Below are 19,427 nucleotides of genomic sequence, written 5' to 3'. Positions count from 1 at the left end.
TAGCTCAACACCTTAAAACTCTTCCCAGCCGTCGATACCGGCGGTGGCCAGCTGCGTCTTGCGCGGTGCCGCCTTCTGCACCGGTTTCACGCGCGCCAGGCGCGGCGCCGCAGCCACTGCCGCCGGCTGTGCATCGGCCCCGGTACGGAACACCGCCACCGTCTTGGCCAGCGCTGCCGCCTGGCTGCGCATCGCGTCCGCCGCGGCCGAGGTTTCCTCGACCAGGGCGGCGTTCTGCTGGGTCACCTGGTCCATCTGGGTGACGGCCTGGTTGATCTGCTCGATGCCCGCGCTTTGCTCGCGGCTGGCGGCGCTGATCTCGTTCATGATGTCGGTGACGCGGCGGATGCTGGCGACGATCTCTTCCATCGTCTGGCCCGCTTCGCCGACCAGGCGGCTGCCGTCGCCGACCTTCTCGTTGGAGTCGGCGATCAAGCCCTTGATGTCCTTGGCCGCGGCGGCCGAGCGCTGCGCCAGGTTGCGCACCTCGCTGGCGACGACCGCGAAGCCGCGTCCCTGTTCGCCGGCGCGTGCCGCCTCGACGGCTGCATTCAGCGCCAGGATATTGGTCTGGAAGGCGATGCCGTCGATGACGCCGATGATGTCGGCGATGCGCGTCGAGGCGTCGTTGATCGCGTCCATCGTGCCGATCACCTGCTGCACGACGTCACCGCCGCGCGCGGCGACGGTCGACGCGCTCGTGGCCAGCGTGCTGGCCTGGCGTGCATTCTCCGCGTTCTGCTTCACGGTCGAGGTCAGTTCTTCCATCGAGGACGCGGTTTCCTCGAGCGCGCTGGCCTGCTGCTCGGTACGGGCCGACAGGTCGAGGCTGCCCGCTGCCACTTGCGACGAGGCCGAAGCAATCAGCTCGGTGCCGCTGCGTACCGTGGAGACGGTGTCGAACAGGCTGTCGTTCATCTTTTTCAGCGCCGCCAGCAGCTGGCCCAGCTCGTCGCGCGTGGTGACTTCGATACGGCTGGTGAGATCACCGGCGGCGACGGTCTCGGCGATGCGCAGGGCACGCGCGACCGGCGCCGTGATCGAGGTGGTCGTGCGCCAGGCGATGAAGGCGGCCAGCGCCAGGATCAGGGCGGCGAGGCCGAACATGGTGCGTTGGCTGTTGTCGTAGGTCTGCTGTGCATCCGTATTGGCCTTGTCGGCCAGGCTCTTCTGCATGTCGATCTGGGCGTTCAGCACCTTGCGGTACTCGCCCAGCATCGGGCGGTACTCGCCGACGAGATAGCTGGAGGCGCTCGCGATGTCGCCGGCCTGGATCCGACGCAGCAGCTCGTCCTGCCCGGCCACGGCCTTAGTGTTGAAGTCGAGACTCTGCTTGAGCAATGCCTTGCCCTGTTCGCTGACGATCACGCCCTGCATCCAGGTAAAGGTGTCGGCGATCTTGGCCCGGGCCTTCTCGATGTCGGCCGTTTGCGCCTTGCGGTCGGCCTCATCGCTGTTGAGCATCATGTTGCGCAGGGCGACCGAGATGACGTTGACCTCGGTAAGCACGGCATGCGAAGCCTCGATCTTCGGCATGTAGTTGCTGACGATGGTTTCGGTGCCGTCATTGATGCGGCCAAGCATGGTTGTGCCGAAGACGACGATGACGAGAAGGAAAACACACAGGATGCCGAAGCCGGCAAAGAGCCGGGTACGGACGCGCAGATTGGAAAGGTTCATGGTCGACGGTACTTTTCAAGTAAAGGGCGATGCGGCGCACCGGTTCTAGTTTTGCTGTACGGCAACTAGAGTAACGGCTCTACTTGAGCAAACTCAATACCGACGATAAAAAAATTACTGATTTTTCCGATTTCGTGGTTTTTGTGCAAAAAAAAGACCGGTCGAACCGGTCTTTTTGGACTGCAGCCATTACTTTTTGCTAGCGAACGACCGCGCTGGCGCCGTCGATAATGCCGCCGCCGAGGCAAATGTCGCCGTCGTACAGCACGGCCGACTGGCCTGGCGTGACGGCCCATTGCGGGTCGGTGAAGTCAAGTGCAAAACGCTCCAGCCCGTCGGCCGCGACCGTGCAGGCCACGTCAGCCTGACGGTAGCGCGTCTTGGCCGAGAGCAGGCCGGTAGCCGGCGGCTCGCCCGCGACCCAGCTGGCCTGGCCCGCTTCCAGGCGCGCGGACAGCAACCACGGATGATCGTGGCCCTGCACGATGTACAGGGTGTTGGTCGCGATGTCCTTGCGCGCGACGAACCATGGCTCGCTGGTGCCGTCCGCGTTCTTGTGCGATTTCAGACCGCCGATGCCGATGCCCTTGCGCTGACCCAGGGTATAGAAGGACAGGCCGATGTGCTCGCCCACCGTTTGGCCGTTGTCGAGCTTCATCGGGCCCGGTTTGTGGGACAGATAGCGGTTCAGGAAGTCGCGGAACGGACGCTCGCCGATAAAACAGATGCCGGTCGAATCCTTCTTCGCCGCGTTCGGCAGCTTCAGTTTCTCGGCGATCTTGCGCACTTCCGTTTTCGGGATCTCGCCCAGCGGGAACAGCGACTTCGACAGCTGCGCCTGGTTCAGGCGGTGCAGGAAGTAGCTCTGGTCCTTGGTATGGTCGAACGCCTTCAGCAGCTCGAACTTGCCGGCTGCATTTTCGCGCACGCGCGCATAGTGGCCGGTGGCGATCAGGTCGGCGCCGAGCTTCATCGCGTGGTCGAGAAAGGCTTTGAATTTGATCTCGGCGTTGCAGAGGACGTCCGGGTTCGGCGTGCGGCCGGCCTGGTATTCGCGCAGGAATTCGGCGAACACCCGGTCCTTGTACTCGGCCGCAAAGTTCACGGCCTCGATGTCGACGCCGACCACGTCGGCCACGCTGGCCGCGTCGATCCAGTCCTGGCGCGTCGAACAGTATTCGGAATCGTCGTCGTCTTCCCAGTTCTTCATGAACAGGCCGACCACGTCGTAGCCTTGTTCTTTCAGCATCCAGGCCGCGACCGAGGAGTCGACGCCGCCCGACATCCCGATCACGACTTTCTTTTTGCTCATATCAGTTTCGGTCAGTAGCCAGTGTTTCTTCGAACACCGACGGGTGGGTGTACAGCAGGGCCAGGTCGGTACGCCGGCCGGCCAGGTAATCGTCCACGCATTGCAGCACGATGGGGCTGCGGTGGCGCTCGCTCGATGCGGCGATCTCGTCGCGCGTCATCCAGATCGTGCGCAGGATGCCGTCGTCGAGCGGCTGGTCGTACTGCTTGCCGGCGGTGCCGCAGAAGGTGAAGCGCAAATAGGTGATGTCGGCATTGCGCGACTTCGAGTAGTAACGCGACATGTACATGCCGACCAGGCCGGTCGGCATGAATTCGTGTGCCGTCTCTTCCATCGCTTCGCGCACGACCGCCTGCTCGAGCGACTCGCCCGGGTCGAGATGGCCGGCCGGCTGGTTCAGCTTGATGCCTTCGCTCGTCTCTTCCTCGATCAGGAGGAAACGGCCATCCCGTTCGATGATGGCGGCAACGGTGACTGACGGTCTGAAGGTATGGGTCATGCGCGTCCTCGACAAATGAGCCGATATTCTACAGCGCCCGTCAAACCGTTGCTTGCAAGTACCTGTGCAGTGCAACAAAAAAGCCGCAAGTGCAGCGATTTGATACAAAAAACGTGGCCATTGTGCCTCATCTGTATCGCATTTCACCCACCCGGCATGCGTCCGGCCGGGTCTCCACCATGTAATGACAAAAGGGCCATGTTTACGTGTTAGATTGTGAACAGAACACCAACATGAAGGAGGGATGCATGAGAATCGGCATTCCGGCCGAAACACGGCCGGGCGAGACCCGCGTAGCGGCAACTCCGGAAACAGTGAAAAAATTAGCGGCCAAGCACGAGGTCGTGGTGCAGTCCGGCGCCGGCCTGCAAGCGGCGGTGACGGACGAGGCCTATGCCGCCGCCGGCGCCACGCTGGCCGGCGCGGACGAGGCTTTGCAGTGCGACATGGTCCTGAAAGTGCGCGCCCCCAACGAATCCGAGCGCGCCCGCATGCGGCCCGGCACGGTCGTGGTCGGCATGCTCAATCCTTTTGATAACGACAACATCGCCGCCATGGCCGGCGCGCGCCTGACCGCCTTTGCGCTGGAAGCGGCGCCGCGCATCACGCGGGCGCAGTCGATGGACGTGCTCTCGTCCCAGGCGAACATCGCCGGCTACAAGGCCGTGATGCTCGCCGCCAACACCTATCAACGCTTCATGCCGATGCTGATGACGGCCGCCGGCACGGTCAAAGCGGCGCGTGTGCTGATCATGGGTGTCGGCGTGGCTGGCCTGCAGGCGATCGCGACCGCAAAACGCCTGGGCGCCGTGATCGAAGCGTCGGACGTGCGTCCGCCGGTGAAAGAACAGGTCGAGTCGCTGGGCGCCAAGTTCATCGACGTGCCTTTCCTGACCGACGAAGAAAGGGAAATCGCGCAAGGCGTGGGCGGCTACGCGCGTCCGATGCCGGCCGACTGGATCCGCAGACAAGGTGAACTGGTCCACGAACGCGCCAAGCTGGCCGACATCATCATCACCACCGCCCTGATCCCGGGGCGCGCCGCGCCGATCCTGATCCGCGAAGAGACGGTGCAGGCAATGAAACCGGGTTCCGTGATCGTCGACATGGCGATCGAGCAGGGCGGCAACTGCCCGCTGACGGAGCTGGGCAAGACGGTGGTCAAGCATGGCGTGCACATCATCGGCGAACCGAACCTGGCCGCCCTGGTCGCGGCCGACGCCTCGGCCCTGTACGCGCGTAACGTGCTCGACTTTTTGAAACTGGTCGTCGACAAGGAAGACAAGTTTCATATCGACCTCGAGGACGAAATCGTGCGCGCGACCCTGCTCTGCCACCAGGGCGAAACGCTGCGCAAATAGGCGACGAGATAAGGAGAACGTCATGGACATCAGCCACACCATCATCAACCTGATCATCTTCGTGCTGGCGATCTACGTCGGCTACCACGTCGTCTGGACCGTCACGCCGGCCCTGCACACGCCGCTGATGGCGGTCACCAACGCCATTTCCGCCATCATCATCGTCGGCGCCATGCTGGCCGCCGGCCTCACCGAAGGGGTACTGGGCCAGACCATGGGCACGGTCGCCGTCGCGCTGGCCGCCGTCAACGTGTTCGGCGGCTTTCTCGTCACCCAGCGCATGCTGGAGATGTTCAAGAAGAAGGAACCGAAACGGTCCGCCGATGCGGCCACCGCCAAGGCGCCGCAGAAGGAGGCCGCATGAACTACATCAGCATGAATGTGGTCACGCTGCTCTACCTCGTGGCCTCGGTCTGCTTCATCCAGGCTTTAAAAGGGCTGTCCTCGCCTTCGTCCGCGCGCATGGGCAATACCTTCGGCATGGCCGGCATGGCGATCGCGGTGGCGACCACGATTGCCCTGATTTATAAACTGCAAGCCGAGTTTGCAGCAGCCGCCGACGCAGGCCGCAGCGGCGGCATGGGCTTTACCTTGGTGCTGCTGGGCGTGGTTGTGGGTGGCGCGATCGGCGCCTATGCCGCGAAAAAGGTCGAGATGACCAAGATGCCGGAACTGGTCGCGGCGATGCACTCGCTGATCGGCCTTGCCGCCGTCTGCATCGCGATCGCCGCCGTGGCCGAGCCCTGGGCTTTTAATATCGCCACGCGCGGCCAGCCGCTGCCGTTCGGGAACCGGCTCGAACTGTTCATCGGTACCTTTGTCGGCGCGGTGACCTTTTCCGGTTCCGTGATCGCCTTCGGCAAGCTGTCGGGCAAGTACAAATTCCGCCTGTTCCAGGGCGCGCCGGTGCGCTTCGGTGGCCAGCACATCCTGAACCTCATCATCGCGATCGCCATCATCGCACTGGGCCTCATCTTCTGCTTCTCGGATGCGGTGGAGCCGGCCTGGACACCCTTCGCCATCATGGCCGCGCTGTCGTTCGTGCTGGGCGTGCTGATCATCATCCCGATCGGCGGCGCCGACATGCCGGTGGTGGTGTCGATGCTGAACTCCTACTCGGGCTGGGCGGCGGCCGGTATCGGCTTCTCGCTGAATAACTCGATGCTGATCATCGCCGGCTCGCTGGTGGGTTCCTCGGGCGCGATCCTCTCGTACATCATGTGCAAGGCGATGAACCGGTCCTTCTTCAACGTGATCCTGGGCGGTTTCGGCGGCGAAGCGGCGGCAGACGAGGGCGGTGCGAAGGAACAGCGTCCGGTGAAATCCGGCTCGGCCGAAGATGCCGCCTTCATCCTGCAGAACGCCGAATCCGTGATCATCGTTCCCGGCTACGGCCTGGCCGTGGCGCGTGCCCAGCACTCGGTGAAGGAACTGGTGGACAAGCTCACCGAGCACGGCGTCAACGTGCGCTACGCGATCCACCCGGTGGCGGGGCGCATGCCGGGTCACATGAACGTGCTGCTGGCCGAAGCCGAGGTGCCCTACGACCAGGTGGCGGAGATGGAAGACATCAACGGCGAATTCGGCCAGACGGATGTCGTGCTGGTGCTGGGCGCGAACGACGTCGTCAACCCGGCCGCCAAGGACCCGAAATCGCCGATCGCCGGCATGCCGATTCTCGAGGCCTACAAGGCGAAGAGCATCATCGTGAACAAACGCTCGATGGCCTCGGGGTATGCGGGGCTGGATAACGATTTGTTCTACCAGCCGAACACGATGATGGTGTTCGGGGACGCGAAGAAGGTGATTGAATCAATGGTAAAGGCAGTGGAATAACGTAGGGTGGGCACAGAGTGCCCACCCTACCGAGGCAACAGCGCCGAGCCGCCACGCCGGCCGTACATCATCAACTCCCCCAGCAGCGTGCGCGCCGGCTTGACGGCATCGAGCGCCGCCAATCCCAATCCGAGCACCGACTGCAACGGCCCGCTGCCGACAAAGGCGCGCGCCATCGCGTCCGTCAGCGTGATGGTCAACTGCCGATCCTGCGCCCGCTCATCGAGGAAGCGGCCAATACCTTCCGGCCCCGGGCAGCGCGCCAGCAGGCGTGCCAGCACGGCGGCGTCGCGCAGGCCGAGGTTGAGGCCCTGTCCCGCCACCGGGTGCAGGGTCTGCGCCGCGTTGCCGATGGCGACCGTGCGCGTGGTGGCGTGCGGCTCGGCGTTCAGGCCGAGCGGATAAGAAAAGCGCGGCGAGACCTTGATGAAACGTCCGAGCCGTCCGCCAAAGGCCTCGCCCAGCTCCTGCAAAAACCGTTCTTCTTCCATCGCCTGCAGCGCCTCGGCGCGTTCAGGCCGCACACACCAGACCAGCGCGTACTGCAGCCCGTCGGCGCCTTCCTGCGGCAGTAGCGCCAGCGGTCCTTCGTCGGTAAACCGCTCGAAGGCGCGGTGCGCAATCGGAGAACTGGTCGAGACGCGGGCGATCACGGCGCTCTGGCCATAATCCCGGGTCTTGGCCTTGTCTTCCTGCTGGCCGAAGACGCCGCCTTCGGCGCCAACGGCCACCTGCGCCGTGAGCGTGCGGCCGTCATCGAGCGTCAGGGCCACGTGCTCGGACGTTTCGTCCAGCGCCTCCACGCGCGCCGGGCGGATCACCTGCACGCCGGTGCGTTCGACCGCGCGCGCCAGGGCGTCGACCACGTCGCCGTAGCGCGTGACGTAGCCAAGGGCGTCGAGCCGGTGTTCGCTGCGGTCGAGCAGGCTGCGCCCGAGCTGGCCGCGGCGCGAGACGTGGATGGTGTGGATCGGGGTCGATGGGAAGGGCCAGGCGCCGACTTCTTCCAGCAGCTGGCGGCTGCCCCAGGCCAGCGCGATCGAGCGCGGATCGGAGATCGCCTGGCCCAGCGCACGGGCATCGATCAGGGCGATGCGGCTGCCCTCGATCCCGCGCCGCACCAGCAGGGCGGCCAGGGCAAGTCCCACCGGGCCGGCGCCGCAGATCGCTACATCCAGATTGTCTTGCTGCTGTTCCATCATCGCTCCGCCATCAAGGTTTCGATGTCGCGCACGGTCTTCGGCGCGCTGCCCGACAACACGCGTGCACCCGCATCGCCGACGATCACGTCGTCCTCGATCCGGATGCCGATGTTCCAGAAGCGTTCCGGCACGTCCGGGCCCGGGCGCACATAGATGCCCGGCTCCACGGTGAGCGCCATGCCCGGCACCAGCAGGCGCGACGGTTTTCCCTCAAGTGACAGGTCGCGGTAGCTGCCGGTGTCGTGCACGTCCAATCCCAGCCAGTGGCCGGTGCCGTGCATGTAGAAGGTAGTATAGGCGCGCTCGGCCAGTACGTTCTCGACGCTGCCGTATCGTGCGCGGTCGAGCAGGCCGAGGTCCAGCATGCCTTCGGCCAGCACGTTCAAGGCCGCCTCGTGCACGCCGCCATAGGGACGGCCCGGCACCACGGCCGCGAGCGCCGCTTCCTGCGCCCGCAGCACCAGTTCGTACAACAGCTGTTGCGGCTCGCTGAAGCGGCCGTTGACGGGGAAGGTGCGCGTGATGTCGGAGGCGTAGCTGTCGAACTCGCAGCCGGCGTCGATCAGGACCAGGTCGCCATCAAGCGTCTGCGCATTGTTGGCGCTGTAGTGCAGCACGCAGGCGTTGGCGCCGCTGGCCACGATCGGCGTATAGGCCGGGAACTGGGCGCCGCTCCTGCGAAATTCGTAGAGCAGCTCCGCTTCCAGTTCGTATTCGAACATGCCGGGCCGCGCCGCGCGCATTGCGCGCACGTGGGCGGCGCCTGCGATCGTGGCCGAACGCAGCATCAGCGCCTGCTCGCTCTCGTCTTTTAATACACGCATCTCGTCGAGCAGGGCCAGCAGGTGCTGGGTACGCGTCGGGGCATTGACGCCGCTGCGCGACTGGGCGCGCACGGCTTTCAGCCAGCCGGCGACCTGCGCATCAAGCGCCGCATTCGACGCCTGCGCATAGTACAAGGCAGGCACGTCGGCCAGCAGGCGCGCCATCTGCGCATCGAGTTCGCCGATCGGGTAGGCCTCGTCGAAGCCGAAGCTGTCTTTCGCGGCGGCCGGGCCGTAACGGAAACCGTCCCAGATCTCGCGCTCGGCATGCTTTTCGCGGCAGAACAGGATCGAGCGCGCCGGCGTATCGCCGCGGCCCGCCACGAGCACCAATACGGCTTCCGGCTCCATAAACCCGGTCAGATAATAAAAATAGCTGTCGTGGCGGTAGGGATAGTCGCTGTCGCTGTTCCTCGCCACTTCCGGCGCCGTCGCCAGCACCGCCACCGCGCCCGGCTCCATGCCGGCGGCAAGGCGTGCGCGGCGGGCGGCGAAGGGCGTCACGCGCCGGCCCGCTTGGCCAGCGGCGCGTTGAGTTCTTCGAGCTGGCGGGCGGTGCCGACGTTCACCCAGGGACCGTTGTAGATCTCGCCGCCGACCCGTTTCTGGTCGATGAACTTGCGCATCAGCGGACCGAATTTTAAAAATTCGCCGGCGCGGATGCCGTCGAACATCTCCGGACGGTAGACGCCGATGCCGGCGAAGTTCCATTTCGGGTCGCCGTCGTTAGACAGGGTGTACATGTCCAGGCCGAAGTCGCCTTCCAGGTTGTGCCAGGGGTTCGGCGTCAGGTACAGCCAGGCGATGTCGCGCTTTTCAATCGGGATCGGCTGGCCGACCGCGTCGTTGTCAGGCAGGGCGTCGAGCGCCTGCGAGAAATCGAAGTAGGGCGCGTAGATGTCGCCCGAGACGGCGAGAAAAGGTTCGTCGCCCAGCAGGTGCAGGGCGTTGGCAATGCCGCCCGCCGTTTCCAGCGGCGTCGGCTCGTGCGAATACACGATGCGCGCGCCATACTTGCTGCCGTCGCCGAGTTCTTCCTCGATCATGTGGCCGAGGTGCGAATGGTTGATGACGATGTCGGTGATCCCGGCACGCACCAGGTTCAGCACATGCCAGGTGATGAGCGGACGGCCGCGCACTTTCAACAAGGGTTTCGGGCAGGTGTCCGTCAGCGGACGCATGCGCTCGCCGCGGCCGGCGGCGAAAATCATGGCTTTCATGGGCTTCTCGAAAATGATGCTCAGAAGGTGTAGCCGACCTGCGGCGCCTTGTCCTCGAACGAATCGAGCAGGCGGATCAGCGGCTTCAGTTCGGTATAGCGGTGGGCGGTCTTGCGCACGTAATCCAGCACGGTCGGCAGGTCGCCCATGTAGATGGCCTTGCCGTCGCGGTAGTTCAGGCGGCAGAAGATGCCGAGGATTTTAAGGTGGCGCTGCAGGGCCATGAATTCGAAGTCGCGGTAGAACGCGTCGATGTCCGGATTGACCGGCAGGCCGACCTGCTTGGCGCTTTGCCAATAGCGCACCACCCAGTCCAGCACGATCTCTTCGTCCCACTGGATGTAGGCGTCGCGCAGCAGCGAACCGAGGTCGTAGGTGACCGGACCGTAGACGGCGTCCTGGAAGTCGAGCACGCCCGGGTTGCCCTGGTCGAGGAACATCAGGTTGCGCGAATGGAAATCGCGGTGCATGAAGACCTGTTGCTGGGACAGCACATTGGCGGTGATGGTCTCGAAGACTTTATCGAGCTGGGCCTGCTGCTTGTCGTCCAGCGTCACGCCGAGATGGCGATTCAGGTACCACTCCGGGAACAGGTTCATCTCGCGCAGCACGAAGGCGCGGTCGAATTCGGGCAGCACGCCCGGCTGGCTGTTCAATTGGAACTTGATTAGGGCATCGACCGCGTCCGAATACATGAAGGCGGCGTTGTCCGAATCGAGGCGGGCCAGGTAGGTCGTGGTGCCGAGGTCGGACAGCAGCAGGAAGCCGCGCTCGACGTCGCGCGCGACGATGGCCGGCACCGTGACGCCGGCGTCGGCCAGCAGGCCCTGCACGTGGATGAAGGCGGGGACGTTCTCGCGCTCGGGCGGCGCGTCCATCGCGATCAGGGTGTCGCCGAGTTTGCTCCGTAGCGCCGGCGCCACATCGAGGCGGAAATAGCGGCGAAAACTGGCATCCGACGAGGCCGGACGGCGCGAACCGACTTCCACCAGGTCAAGCGAGCTCAGCCATTCGGTGAGGAGCGCGAGGCGCGCGTCCTGCTCGGCGGAAGTGGGGGAGTTTTGATACAAAGAAGACATGGAACGTCCAGCGGAAACCGGTTGAGGAAGACAATTCCCATATAATAAGGGATTCAATCCAAAAAATCGCCCTTTATGGTGCTGCCACAGATTCCATGAGCTGGTTTACGGCCCACCCATTCCCGCGGCGGCGGGCAGTTGCCTTGTCCGCCCTCGTCACCGTGGCCTCGGGGCCTTTGCACGCGCAAGTCGCGCCGGCTGCCCCCCAAGCTGACGAACAAGATCTTCCCGTCACTGTGCGCGCCGAAGAGATCGGCGGCCGTCCGGACCGTGAGATCAATCTCAATCGCAACGTCGAAATCACGCGCGGCCAGTCCAAACTGACCGCCGACACCGCCTGCTACCGGCTGGTCGAGGACGAAGTCACGGCCGAAGGCAACGTCAACATGTGGCGCTTCGGCGACCGCTACCAGGGCGACGCCCTGCAGCTGAACATGTCGACCCAGCGCGGCTGGGTGCTGCATCCGAAATACCAGCTGCAGCTGAATAATGCGCAAGGCCAGGCCGACCGCATCGACTTCCTCGGCGAAGACCAGGCGCTGGTGGTGGACGGCACCTACAGCACCTGCCAGGGGCCCGATCCCGACTGGTACATCAAGGCGAGCCGGCTGCGCCTCGATTCCGGACGCGACGTCGGCACCGCGGGCAAGACCATCATCTATTTCAAGGACGTGCCGATCCTGGGCACGCCCGCGTTCTCGTTCTCGCTCTCGGGCGCGCGCCGTTCGGGCTGGCTGCCGGCCACCATCGGCGCCGGCTCCAAGGGCAAGACCGAGCTCATGGTGCCGTACTACTTCAACATCGCGCCGAACCGCGACCTGACCGTGTATCCGCGCCTGATGTTCAACCGCGGCCTGCAGCTGGGCGCGACCGGACGCTACCTCGGCGAAACGTCGGGCGGCGCTTACAACGGCGAGACCCACGCCGAGTTCCTGCGCAACGACCGCATCACCAAGACCGACCGCTGGCGCGTCGACTCGGTGCACAACCAGGTGATCAAACCGGGCTGGAGCGCCGGTTGGAACCTGCACGGTGTCTCCGACGACGAATACACCAGCGACTTTTCGCCGACGGTCGCCACCAGCGCCGAGCGCCAGCTGATCCGCGAGGCGTACACCAGCTACGGCACGCAGTACTGGAGCCTGACGGCGCGTGCGCAGACCATCCAGGTGCTGCAGGAACCGGCGGCGGTGGCCAATCCGGCGCTGGCGATCCCGCGTCCCTACGATCGCCTGCCGCAGGTCATGTTCCATACCGGCCGCTATGACGTGAAGGGTTTCGACTGGGCGATCGATGCCGAGGCGACGCGCTTCTCGCACCCGAGCTTCGACAGCGGCAACCGCCTGCTGGCGGTGTCGCAGGTGAGCTATCCGTGGGTGCAGCCGGGCTACTACATCACGCCCAAGGTGATGCTGCATGCGACCAAGTACGACATGGACAGCAATGCGCGCGGCGCGACCAGCCTGTCGCGCACGCTGCCGATCTTCTCGGTCGACAGCGGCATGGTGTTCGAGCGCGACACCACGCTGTTCGGCAAGGCTGCCACCCAGACCCTGGAGCCGCGCCTGTTCTACGTGCGCACGCCTTACCGCAACCAGGACGAGTTCCCGATCTTCGATACGGCGGAAACGGGCTTCAGCTACGCCCAGCTGTTCACCGAGAACCGCTACATCGGCGGCGACCGCGTGTCCGACGCCAACCAGGTGACCGCGGCCCTGGTGTCGCGCTATATCGAGCCGGACGGCGCCGAGCGCCTGCGCATGGCCATCGCCCAGCGCTTCTATTTCGACGAGCCGCGCGTGGGCCGCGTGCCTTCCGCGACCGGTACCGGCAACAAGATCAGCCGCTCCGACCTGCTGCTGGCAGCCTCGGGCCGCATCACCGAGCACTGGAACTTCGACAGCAGCGTACAATATGATGTCACGGGCAAGAGCGTGTATGCCCAGAACCATGGCGTGCGCTGGGCACCGGGGCTGATGAAGGTCCTCAATGCCGAGTATCGCTACGTGCGCGACAGCTTCCGCAATGCCGACGTGTCGGCCCAGTGGCCGCTGTCGAAGCGCTGGTACGGCGTCGGCCGCCTCAGCTATTCGCTGCGCGACCATAAGGTGCTCGAAAGCCTGGTCGGTCTCGAGTACAAGGCCGATTGCTGGATCTTCCGCATGGGTGGACAACGTTTCGTGACGGCCGCGCAGACGACCTCGACGTCGACGTTCTTCCAGCTCGAGCTCAATGGCCTGTCGGGCCTGGGGCTGGGCAACCCGCTGGATTCGTTTTATAAAAGTATTCCCGGCTACACGCGGCTGAACGGCAACGCCGGCCGCCCCTGACCGGCGCATCGACCAGAACCCTGGATGTTTTGACCTGAATGAGTGCTTCCCAGACTATGCGTACTACCCGTTTGCATCACCTTAAGCTGGCCGCGGCGCTGCTGTGCGCGCTCACTGCCAATGCCGCTTCCGCCCAGGCGGCGAAACCGGCACCCGCGCCTGCGCAAGCTGCCGCACCCGGCAGCGGTTTCCTGCCGCCGGCGTCGAGCAACGCCAACGTCATCGATCAGATTCGCGTCGTCGTCAACGACGAAGTCATCACGCGCAACGAAGTACGCGACCGCGTCGGCCAGATCACCCAGCGCCTGCGCGCCCAGAACGCCCAGCTGCCGCCGCTGGCCGACATCGAGCGCCAGGTGATCGAGGCGATGATCGTCGAGCGCGCCCAGATCCAGCTGGCCAAGGAAATGGGCGTGCGCGTCGACGACCGCACGCTCGACGCCGCCATCGCCCGCATCGCCGAAGGGCAGAAGATGTCGCTGCAGGACATGCGCAACCAGATGGAAAAGGAAGGCCTGGCCTTCGCCCAGTTCCGCGAAGAGATCCGCAACGAGATCATGCTGCAGCGTCTGCGCGAGCACGAAGTCGACAGCAAGATCCAGGTTTCGGATGCCGAAATCGACACCTATCTGGCCGCCGAGAAGGCCGCCGCGGCCGAGAAGGTCGAGATGGACATCGCCCAGATCCTGGTCGGCATCCCGGCCAACGCCACGCCCGAACAGATCGCCGCACGCCGCGCCCGCGCCGACGAAGTCCTGCGCCAGCTGCGTACCGGCGCCGACTTCGCCAAGATCGCCGCCACCTATTCCGACGCGCCCGACGCCCTCAAGGGCGGCGCCATCGGCTGGCGCGATCCGGACCGCCTGCCGCCCCTGATCAGCGACCAGCTGCGCAAACTCAGCCCGGGCCAGGTCACGCCTGTCATCAAGAGCAATACCGGTTTCCACATCGTCAAGCTGGTCGACAAGCGCAGCCTGGCGCAGGAGCCGGAGCAGGCCGTGGTCCAGCAGACCCGCGCCCGCCATATCCTGATCAAGGCGACGCCGGCCATGCCGGCGGAGCAGGTGAAGGCCAAGCTGGCCGATCTGCGCGCCAAGATCGTCGCCAAGAGCGCCACTTTCGAGGACCTGGCGCGCCAGAACGGCCAGGACGGCACCGCCGCCAAGGGCGGAGATCTCGGCTGGCTGCAGCCGGGCGACGTGGTGCCGGAATTCGAGACCGCGATGAATGCCCTGAAACCGGGCGAGGTGTCGGACGTGGTCGAGACGCCGTTCGGCTTTCACCTGATCGAGGTCCTCGAGCGCAAGAGCGAAGACCAGAGCAAGGAACGCGAACGCCTGCGCGCACGCAACGTGATCCGCGAGCGTAAACTCGGCGAAGCCGTCGAGGACTGGGCGCGCGAAGTGCGCGACCGCGCCTACGTCGAGTACCGCGAAGAGGCGTAAACAGCATGGCCGCGCTGCAGACTGAGCGTTCTACTTTGGCGCTTACCGTCGGCGAGCCGGCCGGCATCGGGCCCGAGATCTCGATCCGGGCCGCCTGGGCCCTGCGCGAGCAGGCCAATTGCGTTCTGGTGGGCGACGCCGCCTTCCTGGCGCTGACCGCCAGCCTGATCGACCCCGCGATCCGCCTGTCGGCGCTCTCGGTGCAAGCCCTGAGGAACGGCGGCCTGCCGCATTTCGGCAAGGATCGCATCGCCGTCGTCGACGTGCCGCTCGCCGCCCACGTGGTGCCGGGCACGCTGGACAAGGAAAACGGCCGCGCCGTGCTGGCCACGCTCGATCTCGCGGTCGAGGGTATACAAGCCGGCTGGTTCGACGCCATCGTCACCGCGCCGCTGCAGAAAAGCACCATCAACCAGGCCGGCGTCGCCTTCTCCGGCCACACCGAATACCTGGCCGAGAAGACGAACACGCCGCAAGTGGTAATGATGCTGGCCGGCCAGCCGGCGGGCGATCAGCCCTATCTGCGCGTGGCGCTGGCCACCACGCACCTGCCCTTGAAAGACGTGCCGGCGGCGATCACGCAGGAGGGCCTGGCGCGGGTGCTCGACATCCTGCACGCCGACCTGCGCGACAAATTCGGCATCGCTTCGCCGCGCATCCTGGTCACCGGTCTGAATCCGCATGCGGGCGAAAACGGTTACCTGGGACGCGAGGAAATCGAGGTCATCGAACCGGCCCTGGCGCAAGCGCAGGCACGCGGCATCGATGCGCGCGGGCCGTATCCCGCCGATACCCTGTTCCAGCCGAAATACCTCGGCGAAGCCGACGCCGTGCTTGCCATGTACCACGACCAGGGCCTGCCGGTGCTGAAGCACGCCACCTTCGGGCGCGGCATCAACGTCACCCTCGGCCTGCCCCTGATCCGTACCTCGGTCGACCACGGCACCGCGCTCGACCTGGCGGCGCAGGGCCTGGGCCTGGCCGACTGCGGCAGCATGGAAGAGGCAATCCGGGCCGCGATGCTCATGGTGACGGCCAGCCGCGCCACACAATCAACGAAAGAGTAAATGAAACACGTAGCACGCAAGCGCTTCGGCCAGAACTTCCTGACCGATAATCACGTCCTGGGCAACATCATCGAGGCGATCGATCCGCGCCGCGGCGAGGCGATGGTCGAGATCGGCCCGGGCCTGGCGGCGATGACGGCGCTGCTGCTGAAGGAACTCGATCACATGCACGTGGTCGAACTGGATCGCGATCTGGTAACGCGCCTGGAAAAGGCCTACCCGCGCGAAAAGCTGACGGTGCACTCCGCCGACGCCCTGAAATTCGACTTCGGCGCCTTGCCGGTGCCGGAAGGGCAGAAGCTGCGCATCGTCGGCAACCTGCCGTACAACATCTCGAGCCCGCTGCTGTTCCACCTGGCCGAGTTCGCCGACCTGGTCGAGGACCAGCATTTCATGCTGCAAAAGGAAGTGGTCGAGCGCATGGTGGCCGAACCCGGCACCAAGGCCTATGGCCGCCTGTCGGTGATGCTGCAATGGCGCTACGACATGTCGCTGCTGTTCATCGTGCCGCCGACCGCCTTCGATCCGCCGCCGCAAGTCGATTCGGCCATCGTGCGCATGGTGCCGACCCGCCGGAAACTCGCCGTCGACGGCGCCACCCTGGAAGCGGTGGTGCAGAAGGCCTTTTCCCAGCGCCGCAAGGTGATTCGCAACTGCGTGGCCGGCATGTTCACCGAAGCGCAGTTGCTGGAAGCGGGCATCGATCCGGGCGTGCGGCCCGAAAACGTCAGCCTGGAGCAGTACGTGGCGCTGGCGAATATCCTGAAGCCGGTGTAAATACCATTCCACCTCATCCGTGATGCGTCGCACAACGCTTCACACCCCCCTTTTGGACGTTTCATCGCGCGCTTTACGCACTTCGTCGCACACCGATGGAGCTGCGTAAAGGCGCTTGCTAATCTACTCCCATCGAAAGCCCGAACGCAGACGCAAACGGGCCCACCAACCAACGAAGGGAGCCTGAAATGAACGTCCTCAAACACATGGAAACGCTGTTCCTGGTCGCCGCCCTGGCCGTCGTCGGCACCACCTACGCCAGCGCCGAGAGCTACAAGGCGCAAGTGCGGGCCGATTCCCTGGTCTCGAGCGACAGCGGCAAGATGGCCGTCGTCAAAGTCACCGCCAAGCGCGTCGCGCCGGCCACCAAGTTCGGCTGAACCGGGTCTCCCGACAACGCGGGCAAAAAAAAAGCCCGCCGTTGCGGGCGAGCTAAATCCAATTCTTTTCTGAGGAGAGTTGGAGGAGACAGGTGCAATTATGCTGCACCACAACATATACGTCTAATTTTCTTTTGGAATGATCGACATCGTTGTGGTGAATGTCTCCATATCGTGCTCAGGAGTTGGTAACGCAGGTAACCGCGATCGACTCGACCTTGTTGTCGCCCATCGTGCCGGCGCCGTTGGAAACGCGGCAGGTCTGGTTGGCCGGATTGCTCAGCACCGTGACGCCATAGGTCTGTCCATAGGTCACGCCGACAGGGAAGGTGAAGGTGCTCGGGTACGCACCGCTGGTCGCATCCTTGGTCACGGTCACGGTGCCGCCGGAACTGCCGTTGGTGAGCACCAGGCCGTCCGCCGCGAGACCCGTGATCGTGCCGCCGATCGTATTGTTCACCAGGGCGCAGACGATCACGGCGTTGATCGACGACAGGCGTCCCGCCGTGTCCGCGGTGCCGCTCGAATTCACGCAAGTCTGGTGCTGGGGATTGGTCTTGACAGTCACGCTGTACGGCTCGCCATAATCGACCTCGTTCGGGAAGCTGTAGGCGACGTTCTGGATGTTACCGTTCCCGTCCGGGCCCAGCGGCGTGACGTTCAGGTCGTTGGCCAGGTTGTTTTGCAGCACCAGGCCCGGATACTGCAGACCGGCGACCGTGCCGCCAATCGTATAGGTCGACTTGCCGCCGCCGCAGGCGCTCAGGCCGGCTGCCAGGGTCAGCGCGCACAGCGCCAGGATCGATTTCTTCAAAATACTCTCCACAGGAATGATTAAGGCGTCGTGCAGTTGAGGTCGACGGTCTTGCCGACGTTGTCCATGGTGCCCGATCCATTCGCCACGGTGCAGGTCTGGCCAGGGGCGGCCAGCACGGCCACGCCGTACACGGCGCCTTCGGGAATCTGCTTCATCTGAACCACGGTAGCGTCCGGGGCCACGTCCTGGCGGTCGGAGCCGTTCACGATTGCCAGGCCGGCGGCGTGGGTGCCGTTGACGCGCACCGTCAGCGGGAAAGTCTTCAGGGTGCAGGCAATTTGCACGGACGAGATACTGAAGACCGCCTTGCCGGTACCGGTACCTTCGACCACTTGGCAACCGGTGGTGTTGTCGGGCGAGGCCACCACTTTCACGTTGTAGGTCGCATCTGTCTCGACCAGCTCGGGGAAGATGAAGGACGTGCCGAGCGGGACCTCGTAGCGCGGGCCGTCGTTGTTCGTCAGGACCAGGCCGGCCTTGGTGTAGCCGGTGATCGAGCCGCCGACATAGACGTCGCCGTCACCGCCGCCGCAGGCGGACAGGCTCAGCGCGCACGCCAGCGCAATGCCGGCACGCAGGGGGGAACGAATCATAATTTCTCCAAAAAAGGGGAGGGGCAAGGCGCGCAACCCGAGGCACCTGGCCGCATGCTGGAAAGTTTGCCCATCATTTTAGAGCATTTGACAAGCCCGGGGCTCACTAGGGTTTGTATCACGGTGTAACGACGAGCACGCGTTCGTACCGGTTTGCATGCATTTGCTTTTCACCGCTGGCCTCGTTATGCTGATTTCTCCTATACGACAGCCACCGATGAAGCCCTCCAACCGCCGCCCCTGGCCCAAAGCCATCCTGTTCGACCTCGACGACACGCTGTGGCCGATCGCCCCTGTCATTCTCCAGGCCGAGCAGACGTTGTTCCAGTGGCTGGCCAACAACGCGCCGCGCGTGGCCGAGCGCTTCACCATCGACAGCCTGCGCCAGGCGCGCCTGGAATTGCTGGCGCGCCGGCCCGAATTCCAGCTCGACCTCGGTGCGCTGCGCCGCGCCGGCCTGATTGCCGCCTTCGAACAGGCCGGCGAAGACGCCGACAAGGTCGAACTGGCGATGACCGAATTCTTCGCCGCCCGCAACGCCGTGATCCCCTATGACGACGTCTTGCCCGGCCTGCTGCGCCTGAAAGGGCGCGTTCTGATCGGTTCGGTTACCAACGGCAATGCCGACCTGCAGACGATCGGTCTGTCTCACCATTTCCATGCTTCGGTGTCGGCGCCGGGTTTCGGCCGCGCCAAGCCGGACGCGGCAATTTTCCGCGCCGCCTGCGACGCCCTCGGCGTGGCCCCGCACGAGGCTGTCCACGTCGGCGACGATCTGCTGCTCGACGTGCAGGGCGCCCAGCGCGCCGGGTTGCGCGGGGTCTGGATGAACCGCACCGCCAGCCGGCGCCACCTGGAAGAGGGCGTGCAGCCGGATGCGATCGTCGCCAACATGGATCAATTGATCGACTGGCTGAAACGCGAACACGCTTGAGAGCACGCTCGAGCGCACAGCACGGCTTCCGCGGTGCATAATAGCCGTGCAACCATTCCGCGCGCTTCTAT

Annotated in this window: 18 protein-coding genes; 9 read left to right on the top strand and 9 right to left on the bottom strand. The window is 64.7% G+C overall.

Annotation, left to right across the window (positions count from 1 at the left end; all coding sequences use genetic code 11):
- Nucleotides 1-12 precede the first annotated feature (12 nt).
- From C2862_RS20180 to C2862_RS20170, 3 genes are all read right to left on the bottom strand, one after another.
- Entirely contained in the window at nucleotides 13-1,680 is a 1,668-nt protein-coding gene (locus tag C2862_RS20180; protein ID WP_136221962.1) for a methyl-accepting chemotaxis protein, read from the bottom strand.
- 199 nt (nucleotides 1,681-1,879) lie between these two features.
- The gene (mnmA, locus tag C2862_RS20175; protein WP_136221960.1) at nucleotides 1,880-2,992 is read right to left on the bottom strand and encodes a tRNA 2-thiouridine(34) synthase MnmA; all 1,113 of its coding nucleotides are present in this window, start codon (nucleotides 2,990-2,992) and stop codon (nucleotides 1,880-1,882) included.
- A 1-nt stretch (nucleotide 2,993) separates the two neighbouring features.
- Complete coding sequence (locus tag C2862_RS20170; protein WP_136221958.1) at nucleotides 2,994-3,491, bottom strand: NUDIX hydrolase; 498 nt, start codon at nucleotides 3,489-3,491, stop codon at nucleotides 2,994-2,996.
- Nucleotides 3,492-3,739: 248 nt separating this feature from the next.
- Here C2862_RS20170 and C2862_RS20165 point away from each other — a divergent pair, with 248 nt between their 5' ends.
- Genes C2862_RS20165 through C2862_RS20155 form a run of 3 tightly spaced genes read left to right on the top strand, consistent with a single transcriptional unit; the run spans nucleotide 3,740 to nucleotide 6,688 of the window.
- Nucleotides 3,740-4,852, top strand: a complete 1,113-nt coding sequence (locus C2862_RS20165) for a Re/Si-specific NAD(P)(+) transhydrogenase subunit alpha (RefSeq protein ID WP_136221956.1) — start codon at nucleotides 3,740-3,742, stop codon at nucleotides 4,850-4,852.
- Between the two features lie 22 nt (nucleotides 4,853-4,874).
- Complete coding sequence (locus C2862_RS20160) at nucleotides 4,875-5,216, top strand: NAD(P) transhydrogenase subunit alpha (protein WP_136221954.1); 342 nt, start codon at nucleotides 4,875-4,877, stop codon at nucleotides 5,214-5,216.
- Nucleotides 5,213-6,688 (top strand): NAD(P)(+) transhydrogenase (Re/Si-specific) subunit beta, encoded by a 1,476-nt coding sequence (locus C2862_RS20155; protein WP_136221952.1) that lies wholly within the window; start codon nucleotides 5,213-5,215, stop codon nucleotides 6,686-6,688. The genes C2862_RS20160 and C2862_RS20155 overlap by 4 nt, the downstream gene beginning before the upstream one ends.
- 26 nt (nucleotides 6,689-6,714) lie before the next feature.
- Here the strand turns inward: C2862_RS20155 and C2862_RS20150 are convergent, their stop codons facing one another.
- Genes C2862_RS20150 through C2862_RS20135 form a run of 4 tightly spaced genes read right to left on the bottom strand, consistent with a single transcriptional unit; the run spans nucleotide 6,715 to nucleotide 11,013 of the window.
- On the bottom strand, nucleotides 6,715-7,887 hold the full coding sequence (locus C2862_RS20150; protein WP_136221951.1) for an FAD-dependent monooxygenase: 1,173 nt from the start codon (nucleotides 7,885-7,887) through the stop codon (nucleotides 6,715-6,717).
- Nucleotides 7,887-9,218, bottom strand: coding sequence for an aminopeptidase P N-terminal domain-containing protein (locus C2862_RS20145; protein ID WP_136221949.1), 1,332 nt, complete (start codon nucleotides 9,216-9,218; stop codon nucleotides 7,887-7,889). The genes C2862_RS20150 and C2862_RS20145 overlap by 1 nt, the downstream gene beginning before the upstream one ends.
- Nucleotides 9,215-9,934: an N-acetylmuramate alpha-1-phosphate uridylyltransferase MurU gene (gene murU / locus C2862_RS20140; protein ID WP_136221947.1), complete on the bottom strand. Its 720-nt coding sequence runs from the start codon at nucleotides 9,932-9,934 to the stop codon at nucleotides 9,215-9,217. The genes C2862_RS20145 and murU overlap by 4 nt, the downstream gene beginning before the upstream one ends.
- Before the next feature lie 20 nt (nucleotides 9,935-9,954).
- The gene (locus C2862_RS20135) at nucleotides 9,955-11,013 is read right to left on the bottom strand and encodes an aminoglycoside phosphotransferase family protein (RefSeq protein WP_136221945.1); all 1,059 of its coding nucleotides are present in this window, start codon (nucleotides 11,011-11,013) and stop codon (nucleotides 9,955-9,957) included.
- 95 nt (nucleotides 11,014-11,108) lie between these two features.
- Here C2862_RS20135 and C2862_RS20130 point away from each other — a divergent pair, with 95 nt between their 5' ends.
- The 5 genes from C2862_RS20130 (at nucleotide 11,109) to C2862_RS20110 (ending at nucleotide 17,012) form a co-directional block, all read left to right on the top strand.
- Complete coding sequence (locus C2862_RS20130) at nucleotides 11,109-13,343, top strand: LPS-assembly protein LptD (protein ID WP_136221943.1); 2,235 nt, start codon at nucleotides 11,109-11,111, stop codon at nucleotides 13,341-13,343.
- 56 nt (nucleotides 13,344-13,399) lie between these two features.
- Nucleotides 13,400-14,788 carry a peptidylprolyl isomerase gene (locus tag C2862_RS20125; protein ID WP_136221941.1) on the top strand — a complete coding sequence of 463 codons (1,389 nt, stop codon included), beginning with the start codon at nucleotides 13,400-13,402 and terminating at the stop codon, nucleotides 14,786-14,788.
- A 5-nt stretch (nucleotides 14,789-14,793) separates the two neighbouring features.
- Nucleotides 14,794-15,855 carry a 4-hydroxythreonine-4-phosphate dehydrogenase PdxA gene (pdxA, locus tag C2862_RS20120; protein ID WP_136221939.1) on the top strand — a complete coding sequence of 354 codons (1,062 nt, stop codon included), beginning with the start codon at nucleotides 14,794-14,796 and terminating at the stop codon, nucleotides 15,853-15,855.
- Nucleotides 15,856-16,632 carry a 16S rRNA (adenine(1518)-N(6)/adenine(1519)-N(6))-dimethyltransferase RsmA gene (rsmA, locus tag C2862_RS20115; protein ID WP_136221937.1) on the top strand — a complete coding sequence of 259 codons (777 nt, stop codon included), beginning with the start codon at nucleotides 15,856-15,858 and terminating at the stop codon, nucleotides 16,630-16,632.
- 188 nt (nucleotides 16,633-16,820) lie between these two features.
- A complete protein-coding gene (locus C2862_RS20110; RefSeq protein WP_136221935.1) occupies nucleotides 16,821-17,012 on the top strand; it encodes a hypothetical protein in 192 nt (63 codons plus the stop codon).
- Nucleotides 17,013-17,190: 178 nt separating this feature from the next.
- Here C2862_RS20110 and C2862_RS20105 read toward each other — a convergent pair whose 3' ends face one another.
- Nucleotides 17,191-17,826 carry a hypothetical protein gene (locus C2862_RS20105; protein WP_136221934.1) on the bottom strand — a complete coding sequence of 212 codons (636 nt, stop codon included), beginning with the start codon at nucleotides 17,824-17,826 and terminating at the stop codon, nucleotides 17,191-17,193.
- A gap of 20 nt (nucleotides 17,827-17,846) precedes the next feature.
- Nucleotides 17,847-18,422 carry a hypothetical protein gene (locus tag C2862_RS20100; RefSeq protein ID WP_136221931.1) on the bottom strand — a complete coding sequence of 192 codons (576 nt, stop codon included), beginning with the start codon at nucleotides 18,420-18,422 and terminating at the stop codon, nucleotides 17,847-17,849.
- Between the two features lie 217 nt (nucleotides 18,423-18,639).
- Between C2862_RS20100 and C2862_RS20095 the strand changes: the two genes are divergently transcribed.
- Entirely contained in the window at nucleotides 18,640-19,356 is a 717-nt protein-coding gene (locus tag C2862_RS20095; protein ID WP_136221929.1) for an HAD family hydrolase, read from the top strand.
- The last annotated feature ends 71 nt before the right edge of the window (nucleotides 19,357-19,427 follow it).

It is taken from the genome of Massilia sp. Mn16-1_5 (assembly GCF_004798585.1).
Taxonomy (GTDB): Bacteria; Pseudomonadota; Gammaproteobacteria; order Burkholderiales; family Burkholderiaceae_D; genus Telluria.
This window is presented reverse-complemented; position numbering and strand designations above follow the sequence as displayed.

Excerpts from the sequence above, each read along its gene's own strand:
- C2862_RS20110 (WP_136221935.1), top strand. The coding sequence starts at position 16,821 with ATGAACGTCCTCAAACACATGGAAACGCTGTTCCTGGTCGCCGCCCTG.
- C2862_RS20130 (WP_136221943.1), top strand. The coding sequence starts at position 11,109 with ATGAGCTGGTTTACGGCCCACCCATTCCCGCGGCGGCGGGCAGTTGCC.
- mnmA (WP_136221960.1), bottom strand. The coding sequence starts at position 2,992 with ATGAGCAAAAAGAAAGTCGTGATCGGGATGTCGGGCGGCGTCGACTCC.
- C2862_RS20160 (WP_136221954.1), top strand. The coding sequence starts at position 4,875 with ATGGACATCAGCCACACCATCATCAACCTGATCATCTTCGTGCTGGCG.
- C2862_RS20170 (WP_136221958.1), bottom strand. The coding sequence starts at position 3,491 with ATGACCCATACCTTCAGACCGTCAGTCACCGTTGCCGCCATCATCGAA.
- C2862_RS20100 (WP_136221931.1), bottom strand. The coding sequence starts at position 18,422 with ATGATTCGTTCCCCCCTGCGTGCCGGCATTGCGCTGGCGTGCGCGCTG.
- C2862_RS20095 (WP_136221929.1), top strand. The coding sequence starts at position 18,640 with ATGAAGCCCTCCAACCGCCGCCCCTGGCCCAAAGCCATCCTGTTCGAC.
- C2862_RS20125 (WP_136221941.1), top strand. The coding sequence starts at position 13,400 with ATGCGTACTACCCGTTTGCATCACCTTAAGCTGGCCGCGGCGCTGCTG.
- C2862_RS20150 (WP_136221951.1), bottom strand. The coding sequence starts at position 7,887 with ATGGAACAGCAGCAAGACAATCTGGATGTAGCGATCTGCGGCGCCGGC.
- rsmA (WP_136221937.1), top strand. The coding sequence starts at position 15,856 with ATGAAACACGTAGCACGCAAGCGCTTCGGCCAGAACTTCCTGACCGAT.
- C2862_RS20155 (WP_136221952.1), top strand. The coding sequence starts at position 5,213 with ATGAACTACATCAGCATGAATGTGGTCACGCTGCTCTACCTCGTGGCC.
- C2862_RS20135 (WP_136221945.1), bottom strand. The coding sequence starts at position 11,013 with ATGTCTTCTTTGTATCAAAACTCCCCCACTTCCGCCGAGCAGGACGCG.
- C2862_RS20165 (WP_136221956.1), top strand. The coding sequence starts at position 3,740 with ATGAGAATCGGCATTCCGGCCGAAACACGGCCGGGCGAGACCCGCGTA.
- murU (WP_136221947.1), bottom strand. The coding sequence starts at position 9,934 with ATGAAAGCCATGATTTTCGCCGCCGGCCGCGGCGAGCGCATGCGTCCG.
- C2862_RS20180 (WP_136221962.1), bottom strand. The coding sequence starts at position 1,680 with ATGAACCTTTCCAATCTGCGCGTCCGTACCCGGCTCTTTGCCGGCTTC.
- pdxA (WP_136221939.1), top strand. The coding sequence starts at position 14,794 with ATGGCCGCGCTGCAGACTGAGCGTTCTACTTTGGCGCTTACCGTCGGC.